Below are 15,445 nucleotides of genomic sequence, written 5' to 3' on the forward strand. Positions count from 1 at the left end.
GGGAAAGGGGCGCGCGGGCCTGCTGGGTTCAGGCGCGGGCGGCGCGGCGACAGGAGGCGCTGGAGACACGCGCGAAGTCGACGTGCCGCCGCCGCGTCAGCTCCGGTCGAGTCCTCATGTCACCGATCCAAACAGGGGTGCGTCACGTGGGTCAAGGAAATCCGGCGGACATCTCGGATGCCGAGACCGATCCGGAAAGCCATCCACAGAATAACGGCGGAACGGGCCGTTCGATAGTCGCTGTCGGCGGGAGGGCGATAGGGTTCCCCTCGCACGGGCAGCGGAAGGGACGCCATGCGGATAGAACAGCTCGAATACCTCGCGGCGGTCACCCGGTTCGGCTCGCTGCGCCGCGCCGCCGAAGAACTGCACATGTCGCAGCCCGCGTTGAGCGAGACGGTCCGCAATCTCGAACGCGAGCTGGGCGTGGACATCCTGGAACGCAAGCGGTCCGGCGCGAAGATCAGCGAGGAGGGCCGCGAACTCCTGCCGCACATCGCCGGGGTGCTGGAGGCGGTGGACCGGCTGCGGAGCGCGGCCGACGAACAGCACCGCGTCAGCCGCTCGGTCCGGCTCGGCACGGTCAACACGGCGACCGTGCCCCTGCTGATCCCCGGCATCCGCGCCTTCGGGGCCGCCCACCCCACCACGCGGGTCGAGGTGGTCGACGCCCGGCAGGAGGAGATCCAACGCGGGCTGCTGGAAGGCGGGTTCGACCTGGGGCTGGTCAACTACCTGGAGGGGGACGACCAGCCGCCGGACCTGGAGACGACACGGCTGCTGCGCGGACGGCCCGTGGTGTGCCTGCACCCGGACAGCCCGCTGGCGTCCCGCCCGGAGATCACCACCGACGAGCTGCTGACGGAGCCGCTGATCGCCATGCGGTCCGGCTATGTGATGCACCGGTACCTGCACCGGCTGCTGCGCGGGCACCGCCCGTCGTTCACGTGCACGGCGGACGGCGCCGAGATGGGCAAGCTGATGGTGGCGGAGGGCCTGGGCGCCACGGTGTTGCCGGACTTCAGCGTCGCCGGGGACCCGCTGGAGCGGCGTGGCGCGATCGTCCACCGGCCGGTGGCGGGGGACCGGACCCGGGTGCTGCTGGTGCTCCAGCGCCGCATCGCGGGATCGACCCCCCGCGCCGTCCGTGACCTGCACGGATCGTTCGTGCGCCGCGCGGCGGAGCTGACCCGCGCCGCGGGCTGACCGCGCCGCCCGGTTCCCGGGCGCTTCTTGACGGCCTCGCCCGGCCACGGCTACAAAGGCCGTATGCCGCGCCGGCGCCGATTGGTTCGTTGCCTCTACGTGGACCTGCTCAGGTCCACGACCATGCGCTGTCGCTGACCAGGCCGGTCCCACCCGGGGCCGGAAGGTCCCGCACGCCGCGGCTCCCCGTCCGTCCCGCTCCCGGTCCTCCGTCGCGTCCGGCCGGACGGCCGCCTCCCGACTGTGCCCTTCCCGGCTCCGCCGTGCTCCCGCGCGTGCCGCGCCACGCCCTCGTCCCGGCGTGTCCGCACCCCGCTTCCCCCCTCACCGCAAGGAGAACTCCCTTGTCCCTGACCCAGATCATCGACGCGACCGCCTCCGCCGTCGCGGCCGACGAGAAGAACGCCTCGGTCGTCTTCCGCGCCGCCGGCTCGTCCCCCGACGGGGTCGCCTCCACCATCCGCGCGCGGCAGCACGTCCTGACCGTGGACGAGCCGCCCACGCTCGGCGGCGCGGACACCGCCGCGAACCCCGTGGAGTACGCCCTCGCCGCGCTGGTCTCCTGCCAGGTGGTGGCCTACCGGTTCTGGGCGGCCAAGCTCGGCATCGCCCTGAACGGCATCACCGTCGAGGCGGAGGGCGACCTCGACGTACGCGGCTTCTTCGGTCTCGCCGACGACGTGCGGCCCGGTTTCTCCGCCGTGCGGGTCGCCGCGACCCTGACCGGGCCGGAGAGCGCCGAGCGGTACGAGGAACTCCAGGCCGCCACCGACGCGCACTGCCCGGTGTTCGACCTGTTCGGGAACCCGACCCCGGTCACCACGGAGCTGAAGGTCACCACCCGGGCCTGACCAGCAGCGCGAGCGGTCCCGGACGCGTTCGCGTCCGGGACCGCTTTCCCCTGCGCACCCACCACCTGCCGATGGCGGAGAGTCGGCTACCCGCCGGGACGCGATCAAACCTGCGTCAGCCATCTGTTCGCCATTGCCGAACGGCGACCGGCATCGACCCTCCCGGATGGTGGGCGCGGTGCCCCCGACCTGGCTGGAACAGGGGCATCGGATGGCCGATTTTTTGTCACGGCAAAGCCAAAATGCGCGGGTGAGGGTGCGATTCCGGAAGCTGCTTGTGCTTTCGGCATTGTCGAACGGTTTTCGTGCTTGTAACGTCCCGGCTGCCTGCTTGTCATGGACAAGGACCGGCCATGACGCGGGCGACCGGTGGGCGGCAGTCCACCGCACCCCCTCGCCCATGTGAACGAAGGAGTTCCCCCATGCGACACCGCCCTCGTGGCAGACGCCTCAGCGCGCGGCTGAGGTTCGCCCTCACCGGGGTGCTCGCCGCCTCCGCCCTGCTGGGTGCCGGGACCCTCCCCGCCCTCTCCGGGACCGCCGCGGCGGCCGGGGAGCAGGAGTACCGGCGTGGGCCGGACCCGACCCTGGCCTCGCTCCAGGCCCAGGAGGGGCCGTTCGCGTACGCCACGGTGACCGTGCCCGACCAGGCGACGTACGACGGTGGGACGATCTACTACCCGACGGACACCAGCCAGGGCACGTTCGGCGCCATCGCGATCTCGCCGGGCTACACCGGCTACCAGAACTCGATCGCCTGGTACGGCCGCCTGCTGGCGTCCAACGGCTTCGTGGTGTTCACCATCGATGTGGAGAACACCAACTACGACCAGCCGAACGCCCGTGGTGAGCAGTTGCTGGACGCGCTGGACTACCTGACGCAGACCAGCTCCGTGCGCAGCCGGATCGACCCCAACCGCCTGGCGGTGGCCGGTCACTCCATGGGCGGCGGCGGTGCCCTGCGCGCGTCCTACCTGCGCCCCAGCCTCCAGGCGTCCATACCCCTGACCCCGTACCACACCTGGAAGAACTGGTCCTGGGTCACGGTTCCCACCATGATCTTCGGCGCCGAGAACGACACCGTCACCGAGGTCGAGGACCACGCCGAACCGTTCTACAACACCCTCACCTCCGCCCAGGAGCGGTTCTACATCGAGCTGAACGCACCGGCCGACCACCTCACCCCCACCAGCTACGACCCCACCATCGGCCAGTACCCCCGCGCCTTCGCCAAGCGGTATATCGACACCGACACCCGCTACGAGCAGTTCCTCTGCCCGCCCCCCGCACCCAGCAGCGCGGTCGAGGAATCGCGCAGGGCCTGCCTCGGCTCCTGACCCGCACCACCCCCTCGCACGCCCGGCCCGGACGCCTCTCACACGTCCGGGCCGGGCGCCCGTGTTACCGCGGTCGCGCGCGGAAATCCGTTGCCCGCCGCGGCCGTCGGGTGTGAGGGTGGGCGCGTGCTGAGCGAATCGCACCTGCATTTCCACGGCTGTGTCCGTCCGGCGGACCACCTGCGCCGCCTCGCCGCGGGAGACCGCGTGCTGTGGGACTGGTACGAGACGGAGATGGCCGCCGCCTACGGGGCCGTGCCGCCCACCCGGGAGGTGGTCGAGCGGTACCGGCGCGGAGACGCCGGAGCGGAGGCGGACTTCGAGAAGCTCTTCGTGTTCGGCGACGACGACGCCGGGACGTTCGCCCGGTTCCAGGCCAAGGCCAATCTGCTGTGGGTGACGCCGACCGACGTCACGGACCTCGCCGCGGGCATCCGCGCCGATCAGGCGCGACAGGGCCTGGCGTACGCGGAGTTGAGGATCAGTGCCGACATGCTGCCGGCGCTGTCCGGCGGCAGCGGCACGAGCGTGATCGAGCGCTTCGCCATCACCCTCGACCGCCAGGACCCCTGGACGGGCTGGGAACACGTCAGGGAACTGGCGCTCGGCCCGCACGGGCACGCGCTGACCGGCATCGACTTCTGCGGCGTCGAGGAAGGCCGGCCGCCGAAGGACAAGGCCGCGTTCTTCTCCGCCGTACGGGACTTCAACGCCGTCCACCCCGAACGCGCGCTGGCCATCCTCTACCACGTGGGCGAGAGCTTCACCGACAAGAGCCTGGAGAGCGCCGTGCGGTGGGTGCAGGAGGCCGCCGAGGCCGGGGCGCACCGCCTGGGCCACGCCATCGCGCTGGGCGTCGATCCCCGCCTGTTCGGTACGCACACCCGCGAGGAGTCCGTGGCCGAGCGGCGGGACCAGATCGCCTACGACCTCCGCCACGGCGAGGCCCTGCGCGCCCACGGGGTCCCCGTCGATCCGCCCGCCCTGCGCGCGGAACTCGCCCGGCTCGCGGCGCTGCCCGCCACCGCGACGGTCACCGTCGCCTACGACACCGCGCGGCTCGAAGAGGTGGGCCGCCGCCAGGAGTTCGCGATGGGCCGGGTCCGTGCCTCCGGCGCGGTCATCGAGGTCTGCCCGACGTCGAACCGCAGGATCGCGGGCATCACCGACCCCGCCCGCCACCCGGTGCACCGGTTCCTGGCCGCCGGCCTCCCGTTCGTCGTCTCCACCGACGACCCCGGCCTCTTCGGCATCACCCTGGACGACGAACTCGACTGGGTCTGCGCCCACACCGGCGGCGGCCCCGACCTGCGCCACCGGCTCGTCAGGGCCGGCTGGGAGTACCGCTCCGAAGCCCTCACCGGCCGGGCCGGGGCCACGGCTCGTGGCCGACACGGCTGACGGCCCCGAACGGCGCCGCGCCCTGTCAGGCCCGGCCGGTCCCGGGCCGGAGGGACGGGGTACCGCCGGGGACGGGGATGCGGAGGGCGAGCAGGGCGACGTCGTCCTCGTTGGCGACCGGCCGGACGCGGTCGAGGAGCAGGTCGCAGAACGTGTCCAGCGGGCGGTGCGCCAGCGCGGCGGCGTGCCGGCGCAGGCGCGCCAGGCCCTCGTCGATCGAGCGGCCGGGTGACTCGACCAGGCCGTCGGTGTAGAAGACCAGGGTCGCCAGGGGCGGCAGGCACACGACCGCGTCGGTGCGGACCGCGGCTATGCCGGTGCCGAGCAGCAGACCGGCCCCGGCGTCGAGGAAACGGGACTGCCCCGCGGCCTCGATCAGCAGCGGCGGCGGGTGCCCCGCGTTGGTCCAGCGGAGCTGCCACGTCCCGTCCGTGAGCTGCTCCAACTGGCCGAAGACCAGCGTGGCCAGCGACGCCTCGGCCAGGTGCACCACGGACTGTTCGAGCCGTTCGACGATCGAGCTGGGGGGCTCCCCGTGGGACCAGGCGTGGGCCCGCAGCATGTTGCGCACTTGCGCCATGCCGGCCGCCGCGTCGAGGTCGTGCCCGACCACGTCGCCGATCGCCAGGGCGGTCACCCCGTTGGGCAGGACGAACGCGTCGTACCAGTCGCCGCCGACCTGTGACGCCTGCGGCGCGGGCACATAGCGCGCGGTCATCTCCAGGCCCGGCACGTCCGGGAGCTGCGGCAGCAGATGGCGCTGCATCGTCTCGGCGACCCGGCGCTGCCGCTGGTACAGGCGCGCGTTGTCCAGCGCCAGTCCCGCGCGGCGGCAGATGTCGTTGAGCAGCGACAGCTCCACGCCGCCGAACGCGCCGGACGGCCCGGAGCGGCCCAGCGTCAGCGCGCCGATGACCTCCCGCAGACCGCGGATCGGCGCGATGGCGGCGGAGTGCATGCCCGTCGCCCGGAACAGCTCCGCCTGCGCGACCGCGATGCCCGAGTCCGGGGGGCCCTGGTAGTTCTCCGGCCCGGCCAGCGTCGAGGCGGCGCCGCGCAGCGCCCGCGACAGGGGCATCGGGGACTCCGGCGGAACGGGCGGCATCGGCCCCTGGAGATCCTCCCGGGGCGCCAGGACGCCGTTGTCGTGGCCCACCACGGCGGTGCGCCAGACCTCGCCGTGCTCGGTGATCAGGTCCACCACCGCCCAGTCCGCCAGGCGCGGCACCACCAGCCGGACCAGCCGCCGCAGCGCCTCGTCGGTGTCGAGGGTGGAGGTGAGCAGCGTCGTCGTCTCGGCGAGCAGGGCCAGGCGGTCCAGCTCCGACAGCGGCGCGGCGGGGTCGTGCCGCTCCCACTCGGTGACCTCGGCGGACGTGGTCTCGTGGAAGAGCACCATCGCGCCGGCCGCTTTCCCGCCGATCTCGTAGGGGGTGACCATCCACGCCATCGGCAGCGGTGAGCCGTCGCCGCGCTGGAACCATCCCCGGTCGGCCTGGACGGTCCTGCGGTCGAGGAAGGCGTGCATCATCGGGCACTGGGCGCGGGGCAGGGAGTGCCCGCTGCTGTACCGGTGCAGCAGATCGTGGGCGTCCTGGCCGAGGAGATCGGCGGCGTCCCGCCGCAGCAGCGTCTCGGCCCGGCGGTTCACGTCGACGATCCGTCCTTCGTCGTCCACCACGTAAACGCCCAGGTCAGGCAGGTCCGGCAGGTCCGGCAGGCCGCGTCGCGCCCGTCTTGTCTCCGGCGGACGCGACCGCCCGGCTCTGCCGTCCGCGTCCGGAGCGATCATGCCCGTTCTCCTCTTTCGCCGCTTCGCCGCGCACGGTGGCGCTGACACCACCTTCCCCCCCCACCCCCCCCCCCCCGGCTCTTCTACCCAGAAGGAGGTCACCACCCACGCCCCCTCCGGCGCGCGGCACCACCCACCGGCCGACGCGCCGGCCCGGCCCTCCGGCGGGGTCGGCGGCGACCTCCGGCACGGGATGTCCGGACCACCCCGATCCGCTCCTGCCCGGCCGCGTGACCGCCTCCGGGACGATGTCGCGCCGTGCCGTTCACCCGGTGAGTTCGGCCAGGGTTCGTTCCAGCCAGCTCACGTGCGTCTCCAGCGTGCGGCCCTTGTAGTCGTGGACGTGGTCCAGGATGCGCGTCATCCTCGGGACGTCCACGCCCGGCAGCCACGGCTCCTCGCGGATCTCTCGGGCGCGGAAGCGTTCCGTCTGCGCCCGGCGGGCCTCCAACTCGGTGCGCACCAGGCCGATCTGCTCCTCCGCGGTGAGGAAGATCGCGAAGGTGTAGCGGATCAGGAACTCAGGGTCACCGAAATCGGGCGGCGGTTCGTACGGTTCGGCCAGGCGGGCCCGCAACTCCCGTTCCCCCGCCGGGGTGACGTGGTACACCTTCGAATCCGGGCGTCCCTCGTTGCGCTCCACCGTCGGAGTGACCCAGCCATCGGCCGCCATGCGGTTCAGCGTCCGGTAGATCTGGCTCTGCTGGGTGCGCAGCCGGATCATCCGGCCCATCTCGCTGTTCAGCCAGCGCTTGAGGTCATAGCCCGTGCAGGGACGCATCGCCACGAATCCGAGCAGCACATGCTCGAACTTCATCTCCCTCTCGCTCCCCCTTCCCTTCCGCGTACCACTAGTCATCTATGACACTCGGCACCTATGCTCTCGGCAGCCGGGGCGCTCACCCGGCCGGGACAGGCCCCTGCCGTCTGGAGACCCTATGCCGCTGCCCGCCATCCTCCCGCGCCGCGTGCGCCGGACCCTGCTGCTCCTCGCCGTCGCCGCCACCGCTCTCGCACCCCTCCCCGCCCACGCCGGCGGAGCCGACCGGCACGGCGGGTCATCCGCCACCCTCGTCCGTACCGACAACGGCTGGGTACGCGGCGAATCCACCGACGAGGGACGGCAGTTCCTCGGCATCCCCTACGCCCAGGCACCCACCGGCGACCTGCGCTGGCGCGCCCCCCGGCCCGCCCAGGACTGGCGGGGCGTGCGGGACGCCACCGAGTACGGCGACTACTGCGCCCAGAACACCTACTGGGCACCGGGCTTCGAGGAGCGGCACACCACCGAGGACTGCCTCGACGTCAACGTCTACACCCCGCCCACCGCCCGGAACGCGGCACGGCTGCCCGTCATGGTCTGGATCCACGGCGGCGGCAACGTCGGCGGCGCGGGACGCGACATCGTTCCCGACGAGTTCGCCCGCCGCACCGGCACCGTCGTCGTCACCCTCAACTACCGCCTCGGCGCGATGGGTTTCCTCACCCTCCCCGGCACCACCGGCAACTTCGCGCTCCTGGACCAGCAACAGGCCCTGCGCTGGGTGCGGTCCAACATCGACCGCTTCGGCGGCGACCCCGGCCGGGTGACGATCGCGGGCGAGTCGGCGGGCGGCAGCGCGGTCTGCGCCCAGCTCGCCTCACCGTCCGCCCGCGGCCTGTTCCGGGCCGCCATCATCCAGAGCGGCGCCTTCGGCGACTGCGCGGGCCGCACCCGCGACGAGGCCGAGGCCCAAAGCCTGGCCCTCGCCGAGCGGTTGGGCTGCGCCGACCCCGCGAGCGCCGCGGCCTGCCTGCGCGCCAAGCCCGCCGGGGAGATACTCGACGCCCAGTCGCGCGACTGGCGTTACACCGTTGGCGGACGTGAACTGCCGCTCCAGCCCGCCGAGGCGTTCGCCTCCGGACGGGCGGCCCCCGTTCCCGTCATGAACGGCGCCAACAGCGACGAGGGCCTGGTCTTCGCCTACGACACCTTCGACCGCTGGGGCCGGACGCTGACCGCCGACGCCTATCCGGCGGCCGTCACCGCCGCCTTCGGCGAGGAGACCGCCGCCGAGGTCCTGGCCGCCTACCCGCTCAGCGCCTACGAGCGGCCCGCCTACGCCTACGCCGCGGCCGTCGGGGACCAGCTCTTCGCCTGCCCGGCCCTGCGCCTCGACCCGCTCCTGGCCGAGCGAGGCCGGGTCTACGCCTACGAATTCGCCGACCGGACCTCGCCGCTGTTCGCCTCGCTCCCCGACGACGCGGACTTCGACTTCGGCGCCACGCACGCGGCCGAGCTGAACTACCTGTTCAAGCCCTACGGCCGCGCACCGGAGTTCACGGCGGAACAGCGCGCCCTGTCGGCGCAGATGACCGCCTACTGGGGCTCGTTCGTCCATGGCTCACCGCCGCGCGCCCCGCGCCAGGCGGCCATGCCGGAACAGGGCGCGCACCCCGGGCAGGTGCTCCAGCTCCGCACCGCCTCCGCGGGCGGCAACGCCGTCACCGGCACGCTGCCGGAAGCACACCACTGCGACGTGTGGGAGGCCGCGGCGGACCGTTGAGACGCGACGCGCCGCGCCCCCGGCGGAACCACCGCCGGGGGCGCGGGCGCGTGGTCAGAAGGAGAGGCCGTAGTCCGCGCAGGTGGGCTGGAAGTCCGGGTCGGCCGCGCCCAGCGCGTTGACGACGTTCTCCGTCGTGGGGCCGTCGAAGGCCATGCCGACGTGTCCGACCGGGCTGTCGGGACACTGGTCCTGGATCAGGATGTTGGTGACGTCGTCCCCGTCGAGGAAGGAGTTGGTGTACGGGGTGACGACGCTGTCGTTCTCGGTGGTGATGACGGTGTACCGCACGCCGGGCACGGTGTCCCCGTCGGCGAACAGCGCCTCCTGGAAGTCCGAGCCCGTCTCCTGGTCCTTCAGCCCCTGCATGCCGAGCACGTCGAACAGGCCGTTGAAGAGGCCCAGAAGGCCGAGGGATTCACCGAGGTTGACCAGCCCGTTCAGCGAAGTGCCGTGGTTGCTGGGCGCGATGGCGACGAAGCTGTCCACCTTCTCGGCGCTGCCGAGCCGTTTGATGTAGTAGTGCGGCATCATGCCGCCCTGCGAGTGCCCGACGAGGTCGACCTGTTCGGCGCCGGTGGCCGCCAGGACCCGGTCCACGAACGCGTCCATCGTCCCGGCGGACCCCGCGACGCCCGTCAGGCCGCCGACCCGGCCGAAGAACGAGAACAGGCCCATGCCGTAGTCGAAGGCGAAGACGCAGTGCCCCTCGTTGGCCAGAGTCGGCGCTATCCGCGCCCAGTTGGAGCCGAGGCTCACCCCGGTGGCGTGCACGAGCACCACCGGGTCGGGGTGTTCCTCGGTCGGCCGGCACTCCCAGTCATTGGCGCCCTCGACGGCACCGGGGCTGAGGAAGAAGTTGCTCACCCCCTCCGAGAGGCCGCCCACGGCGTACGCCGGGTCGTCCGCCTCCCCCGCCCCTGCCGTGGCGGCGGGCACGGTGGTGAGCGCGGTCGCCGTCAGGGCCAGTGCCGTGGCCGTGCCGGCGAACCAGCGTCGTGTCGTCGTCATGTGGGTCCGCCTCATCGTCGAAGCAACGTTCCGGCAAGTGAAACAGTGGTGTTTCACATTTTGGTTACTCGAAAGTAGGAGCCGGGTGGCGGCCTGACAAGAGGCGTGCGCGCGGAAATCCCCGCCCTTCCGCCCGGGGGGTAGCCCCACCCCGGGCCTCCGGGCCGCCGGATGGCTCCGCCGTCGCGGGCCGCCTAGCGTCGTCGGTGAGGAAGCGGAACACGGCACGAGGAAGGGCGGCGACGATGGGCACACGGGGAACGGCGCTGGTACGGCTGGGCATCGCGGCGGCCGGAGTCGGGCTCACCGCCCTGGTGACCGGCGCGGCGGCGGGCGCGGCGGGCGACCCGGACGACGGCGGGGCCCTGCGGCGGGACGCCCGGGCGGTGTGGGCCACGGGGGCGACGGGCGTACTCGTGGAGACGCGGGACGCGGACGGCGACACCGCCTGGGCGCGCGCCGGGGTCGCCGACCTGGCCGACGGCGAACCGGTGCCGCGCGCCGCCTACTTCCGCATCGGCAGCGACACCAAGCCCTTCACCGCCGTGGTCGCCCTGCAACTCGTCGCCGAGGGCGTCCTCGGCCTCGACGACACCGTGGAACAGTGGCTGCCCGGCGTGGTGAGCGGCAACGGCAACGACGGCACCCGGATCACGGTGGAGAACCTGCTGCGGCAGACCAGCGGACTGGCCAACTACACCGACATCCTCTTCGGCGACCCCAGCGCGCTGACACCGGAAGCGTACCGGGAGAGCCGGTTCACCCCCATGTCCGACGAGGAGCAGGTGGCCCTGGCCATGACCCGGCCGCCCCTCTGGCTGCCCTCCGCGAACGACCCCGCCGCGGAGACCCGTTGGGGATACTCCAACACCAACTACGTGCTGGCCGGGATGATCGTCGAGGAGGCCACCGGCAACTCGTGGGAGCAGGAGGTGCACGAGCGGATCATCGAACCACTGGGCCTCGACCACACCCTCACCCCCGGCACCTCGGCGTACGTGCCGCGGCCGACGGCCTCCGGGTACACCCGTTTCCCCGGTGACGACGAACTCGTGGACACCACCCTGGCGGTGGGCGGCGGCGCCGACGGCGGGATCATCAGCACCACCCACGACATGATCACGTTCCTGCGGGCGCTGATGGACGGCACGCTGCTCGCGCCGGAACAGCTCGCGCGGATGAAGGACACCGTCCCGGCCGAGGACTTCTACGGCCCCGGCACCGCCTACGGCCTGGGCATCGCCTGGGCGCCCCGGTGCGGCGACGGCGAGGGACTGTGGTTCCACGGCGGCACCTCGTTCGGCACCGTCTCGGAGACCGCCGTCACGGACGACGGCACGGCCGCCGCCTCGGCCGCCGTCTTCACGATCACCTTCGACGAACGCCAGCAGGCTCAGGACGACGCGACCCGCGCCATGCTCGACAACGCCCTGTGCCCGGCCCCGTCCGGCGACTAGGCCGCGCGGCGGGCCAGGAGGTAGCCGCGGCGGGTCTCGGCCTCCTCCGCGTGGTGCGTCCGCTCCAGGGTCGCCTCGACGGCGAATCCGGTGTCCCGCAGCAGCGCCGACACGGCCGCCATGTCGAGGAAGTGGAAGTCCACGTCGACCTCGTGACCCCACCACTCGGTGTGGTGCAGGACGTGGGAGCCGAGGTGGAACGCGACCAGCAGCAGGCCCGAGGGACGCAGCACCCGCCGCATTTCCTCGAACGCGGGCCGCAGTTCCTCCGGTGCGAGGTGGATGATCGAGTAGAGCGCCACGGCCGCGCCGAACTCGGCGTCGGCCGCGGGCAGATGGAGCAGGTCGCCCTCGCGGAACTCCGCCTCCGGGTACGCGCGGCGGGCGACGGCGACCATCCCCGGGGAGAGATCGATCCCCACGGCCGGGGCACCGCGCTCCGCGAGCCACGCCGTGACGTGTCCCGGGCCGCACCCGAGGTCCGCGACGGGCGCGCCCGGCTCCGTCTGCTCCAGGAGCGCGGTCAGCAGCCCCCGGTCCAGGGGCTTGTGGGCCAGTTCCCCGCCGATGCGGCTGCGGTACTCCTCGGCCACCGTGTCGTAGCTCTGACGCACACGGTCGTGATCTATCGCACTGGACACCGGGACAGCATCGCACAGCGGTGCGCACCCCCGGCGGCGGCGGTTCAGGAGCCCGGGCCGGCGGCCGGGCGGCGCAGCTCCTCGTTGATGCGGCGGGCCTCTTCGAGCTGGTCCTCCAGGATGATGATCCGGCAGGCCGCCTCGATCGGGGTGCCCTGGTCGACCAGCTCGCGGGCGCGTGCGGCGATCCGCAACTGGTAACGGGAGAAGCGGCGATGGCCGCCCTCGGACCGCAGGGGCGTGATCAGCCGGGCCTCGCCGAGGGCCCGGAGGAAGGCGGGCGTCGTGCCGAGCATCTCGGCGGCCCGGCCCATCGTGTACGCGGGGTAGTCGTCGTCATCGAGACGGCTCAGCGGGGCGGGGCTGTCGTTCGCTGTCACTTACACCTCGTTGCGGGACACGTCGAGGGGCCCTGATGCCTCCGGCACCAGGGCCCCACAGGACAACGCCGACGTGCTGTCCTGGCTGATCGGGAAATCTATCCCGATCAGCCCGAGATGTCTACTGCGGCCATCGCAGGTTTTCTGCTCAGACGCTGTGCGGAGGCGCCAGCTCGGAGGCCGGACGGCAGGTGAAGCCCAGCCGGCTCAGCGCCCTCATCACCTCGCCCGCGGTGAAGTCACGCCGGTCCTGGCCGGTGATCACCTGGCCGACCTGCATGATCGGGAACGTGCGGCGGCCGATGATCACGGACGCGCCGACCACGGGCTCGGGCTTGACGCCCTTCATCGATTGCTCGACCTCGCTCTTCATGAGGTCGAAGGGGAACCGGGCGATGATGCAGCGCATCGGGCCTCCACGGGGCGGGTGAGGACCGGGCGGGGGGCCCGGACCGTTGAGCGGTCGTGCGGTCGTGCGAGGGGATGACGGACCGGGGTGCCCCCGGACGTCACGCGGGGTCGCGCGGGGCCCCCGCGCGCCGCTGCCCCGTCCCGCGGGCGGTGCGGCTGTGCGGCCGGCGCGACGGGGAGCCACCGCGCCGGGGGGCGCGTGCGGCGACCGGCGTGCCGATGACGACCGGTATCCCCGAGGGGGTCCGCGCGCCGGTGATGCGGCTCAGCTCGGCCTCGCCCGAACGGACCTGGGCACTGTGCGGGGTGATCCCGGCGTCCGCCATCAGCCGGCTCATCTCGCGCCGCTGACCGGGCAGGACGAGGGTGACGACACTGCCCGACTCACCCGCGCGGGCGGTACGGCCGCCCCGGTGCAGGTAATCCTTGTGGTCCTTCGGCGGATCGAAGTTGACGACCAGATCGAGGTCGTCGACATGGATGCCGCGGGCCGCCACATTGGTGGCCACCAGAACGGTGATGTGGCCGGTCTTGAACCAGTCCAGGGTCCGGGTGCGCTGCGACTGCGACTTGCCGCCGTGCAGCGCGGCGGCGCGTACGCCGTTGCTCAGCAGATGCCGGGTCAGCCGGTCGGCGGCGTGCTTGGTGCCCAGGAACATGATCACCCGGCCGTCGCGGGCGGCGATCTCGGTGGCCGCGGCCTCCTTGTCGAACGCCTGCACATGGAGCACGTGGTGTTCCATCGAGGTGACGGCGCCCGCGGAGGGGTCCACCGAGTGCACCACCGGGTCGTTCAGGTAGCGGCGGACGAGCCGGTCGATGTTCCGGTCGAGCGTCGCCGAGAACAGCATCCGCTGGCCGTCGGGGCGCACCTGGTCGAGCAGGGCGGTGACCTGGGGCATGAATCCCATGTCGGCCATCTGGTCGGCCTCGTCCAGAACGGTGATCGCCACGTCGTCGAGACGGCAGTCGCCCCGCTCGGTGAGGTCCCGCAGCCGTCCGGGGGTGGCGATGACCACCTCGGCGCCGTCGCGCAGCGCGTTGGTCTGCCGCCGGATCGACACGCCGCCGACGACCGTGGCCAGCCGCAGCCGCGAGGCCCTGGCGTAGGGGGTGAGCGCGTCGGTGACCTGCTGGGCCAGCTCCCGCGCGGGGACCAGGATCAGCGCCAGCGGCCTGCGGGGCTCCGCGCGCCGGCCGGCGGTCCTGGCCAGCAGCGCGAGGCCGAAGGCGAGGGTCTTGCCCGAGCCGGTACGGCCCCGGCCCATCACGTCACGGCCGGCCAGCGCGTTCGGCAGGGTGGCGGCCTGGATCGGGAAGGGCTTGGACAGCCCCTCGGCGGCGAGCGCGGCCAGCAGCGGAGCGGGCATGTCCAGCTCGGCGAAGGCCGCGACCGGGGGAAGCGCGGGGGAGAGGGTGACCGGGGCCGCGAACTCGCCCTGGAGGTTCTGCGGGCGGCGCGGAGTGCCCCCGGCGCGGCCGGTGGCCCGGCCCGGGCCCTGCGGGCGGTGGCCGTCCCTGCCGCGCGTGGCGCCGGTGCGGGGGACGCGATTGTCCGTACGAACTGTGCGGTTCATGGAGAACCTTTCTCGATGCGGCGCGTATCGAGAAATCCTCGGAGGCAATGAGCCGCATGAAGAATCGCAAGAGACGGGCCGGAAAAAAGACGAGCGACGCCGGGAAGAGAAATCTTCGCAATGCGTCGCCGGGAGGGCCGGCGCCTGAACAGGCGATGAACAAGCCCTGGGGGAAACCGAAACGGCTCGGTCGTGACCCTGTGCGAATGACGGGCGACCGGAGGAGTCGGGGAGAGAGAAGCAGGGGGAGCCGCAAGAAAGCGGCAGGCTGGGGCCGCACCCGAAGGTGCGGTCCCCAGCCGCGTGTTCCGCGTCAGCGTCAGGCGGGAACGATGTTCTCGGCCTGCGGGCCCTTCTGGCCCTGCGTGACGTCGAAGGTCACCTTCTGGCCTTCCTGGAGCTCACGGAAGCCCTGGGTGGCGATGTTGGAGTAGTGGGCGAAGACGTCGGCGCCGCCGCCGTCCTGCTCGATGAAGCCGAAGCCCTTTTCCGCGTTGAACCACTTCACGGTGCCAGTAGCCATAATTAATTCTCCTTCGGGGCAGTGTCCGGGCCCGCACTGTGCGAGACCCAGTGTCGCCGCGATGATTGCCCCACCGGAAAAAACACCGGAAACACAAAAGCGATCCCGCCGGAATAAACCCGGCGAGGCGCTCGAAGCCTTGGGAACCACAACTGCAACCAGGATTCACACTAGCACGGGTCGGATCGTGATGCGCGAGTGGTTTTGCTCTCGCTCGCGGGGGCGGGGGAAAACCGACTCTGTCGCGAGGGGAATTCTCCAGTCGCGGTCTCAGATATTCCTGTCTCTTTTACACATTGGACGCGTCAGACG

At 72.2% G+C, this 15,445-nt stretch carries 15 protein-coding genes; 6 read left to right on the plus strand and 9 right to left on the minus strand.

Annotated features, from left to right (window positions below; genetic code table 11):
- Positions 1-28: 28 nt before the first annotated feature.
- Positions 29-118, minus strand: coding sequence for a putative leader peptide (locus tag BN2279_RS31290; protein WP_324612874.1), 90 nt, complete (start codon positions 116-118; stop codon positions 29-31).
- A gap of 176 nt (positions 119-294) precedes the next feature.
- On the opposite strand from BN2279_RS31290, the gene BN2279_RS26805 reads away from it, so the two are divergent.
- From BN2279_RS26805 to BN2279_RS26820, 4 genes are all read left to right on the plus strand, one after another.
- Positions 295-1,206, plus strand: coding sequence for a LysR family transcriptional regulator (locus tag BN2279_RS26805; RefSeq protein WP_059013589.1), 912 nt, complete (start codon positions 295-297; stop codon positions 1,204-1,206).
- A 344-nt stretch (positions 1,207-1,550) separates the two neighbouring features.
- On the plus strand, positions 1,551-2,057 hold the full coding sequence (locus BN2279_RS26810; protein WP_059013590.1) for an OsmC family protein: 507 nt from the start codon (positions 1,551-1,553) through the stop codon (positions 2,055-2,057).
- A 422-nt stretch (positions 2,058-2,479) separates the two neighbouring features.
- The gene (locus BN2279_RS26815; protein ID WP_059013591.1) at positions 2,480-3,394 is read left to right on the plus strand and encodes a dienelactone hydrolase family protein; all 915 of its coding nucleotides are present in this window, start codon (positions 2,480-2,482) and stop codon (positions 3,392-3,394) included.
- 126 nt (positions 3,395-3,520) lie between these two features.
- On the plus strand, positions 3,521-4,795 hold the full coding sequence (locus BN2279_RS26820) for an amidohydrolase family protein (RefSeq protein WP_059008791.1): 1,275 nt from the start codon (positions 3,521-3,523) through the stop codon (positions 4,793-4,795).
- A 25-nt stretch (positions 4,796-4,820) separates the two neighbouring features.
- On the opposite strand, the gene BN2279_RS26825 is transcribed toward BN2279_RS26820, so the two are convergent.
- Positions 4,821-6,587, minus strand: coding sequence for a SpoIIE family protein phosphatase (locus BN2279_RS26825; RefSeq protein WP_059013592.1), 1,767 nt, complete (start codon positions 6,585-6,587; stop codon positions 4,821-4,823).
- Positions 6,588-6,852: 265 nt separating this feature from the next.
- Positions 6,853-7,404: a PadR family transcriptional regulator gene (locus BN2279_RS26830; RefSeq protein WP_059013593.1), complete on the minus strand. Its 552-nt coding sequence runs from the start codon at positions 7,402-7,404 to the stop codon at positions 6,853-6,855.
- Between the two features lie 121 nt (positions 7,405-7,525).
- Here BN2279_RS26830 and BN2279_RS26835 point away from each other — a divergent pair, with 121 nt between their 5' ends.
- Positions 7,526-9,133, plus strand: a complete 1,608-nt coding sequence (locus BN2279_RS26835; RefSeq protein WP_059013594.1) for a carboxylesterase/lipase family protein — start codon at positions 7,526-7,528, stop codon at positions 9,131-9,133.
- Positions 9,134-9,187: 54 nt separating this feature from the next.
- On the opposite strand, the gene BN2279_RS26840 is transcribed toward BN2279_RS26835, so the two are convergent.
- The gene (locus BN2279_RS26840) at positions 9,188-10,144 is read right to left on the minus strand and encodes an esterase/lipase family protein (protein WP_059013595.1); all 957 of its coding nucleotides are present in this window, start codon (positions 10,142-10,144) and stop codon (positions 9,188-9,190) included.
- Between the two features lie 245 nt (positions 10,145-10,389).
- On the opposite strand from BN2279_RS26840, the gene BN2279_RS26845 reads away from it, so the two are divergent.
- A complete protein-coding gene (locus tag BN2279_RS26845; protein ID WP_059013596.1) occupies positions 10,390-11,601 on the plus strand; it encodes a serine hydrolase domain-containing protein in 1,212 nt (403 codons plus the stop codon).
- On the opposite strand, the gene BN2279_RS26850 is transcribed toward BN2279_RS26845, so the two are convergent.
- From BN2279_RS26850 to BN2279_RS26870, 5 genes are all read right to left on the minus strand, one after another.
- Positions 11,598-12,242, minus strand: a complete 645-nt coding sequence (locus tag BN2279_RS26850) for a class I SAM-dependent methyltransferase (protein ID WP_059013597.1) — start codon at positions 12,240-12,242, stop codon at positions 11,598-11,600. The two genes, BN2279_RS26845 and BN2279_RS26850, sit on opposite strands and share 4 nt — an antisense overlap.
- Positions 12,243-12,286: 44 nt before the next feature.
- On the minus strand, positions 12,287-12,556 hold the full coding sequence (locus tag BN2279_RS26855) for a helix-turn-helix domain-containing protein (protein WP_407702319.1): 270 nt from the start codon (positions 12,554-12,556) through the stop codon (positions 12,287-12,289).
- Between the two features lie 214 nt (positions 12,557-12,770).
- Positions 12,771-13,031: an SCO5918 family protein gene (locus BN2279_RS26860; RefSeq protein WP_059013599.1), complete on the minus strand. Its 261-nt coding sequence runs from the start codon at positions 13,029-13,031 to the stop codon at positions 12,771-12,773.
- 100 nt (positions 13,032-13,131) lie between these two features.
- Positions 13,132-14,610, minus strand: coding sequence for a DEAD/DEAH box helicase (locus BN2279_RS26865; protein WP_059013600.1), 1,479 nt, complete (start codon positions 14,608-14,610; stop codon positions 13,132-13,134).
- 319 nt (positions 14,611-14,929) lie between these two features.
- Positions 14,930-15,133: a cold-shock protein gene (locus tag BN2279_RS26870; protein WP_010986199.1), complete on the minus strand. Its 204-nt coding sequence runs from the start codon at positions 15,131-15,133 to the stop codon at positions 14,930-14,932.
- Positions 15,134-15,445 lie beyond the last annotated feature (312 nt).

Origin of the sequence: Streptomyces specialis, assembly GCF_001493375.1 — a bacterium.
GTDB lineage: Bacteria > Actinomycetota > Actinomycetes > Streptomycetales > Streptomycetaceae > Streptomyces > Streptomyces specialis.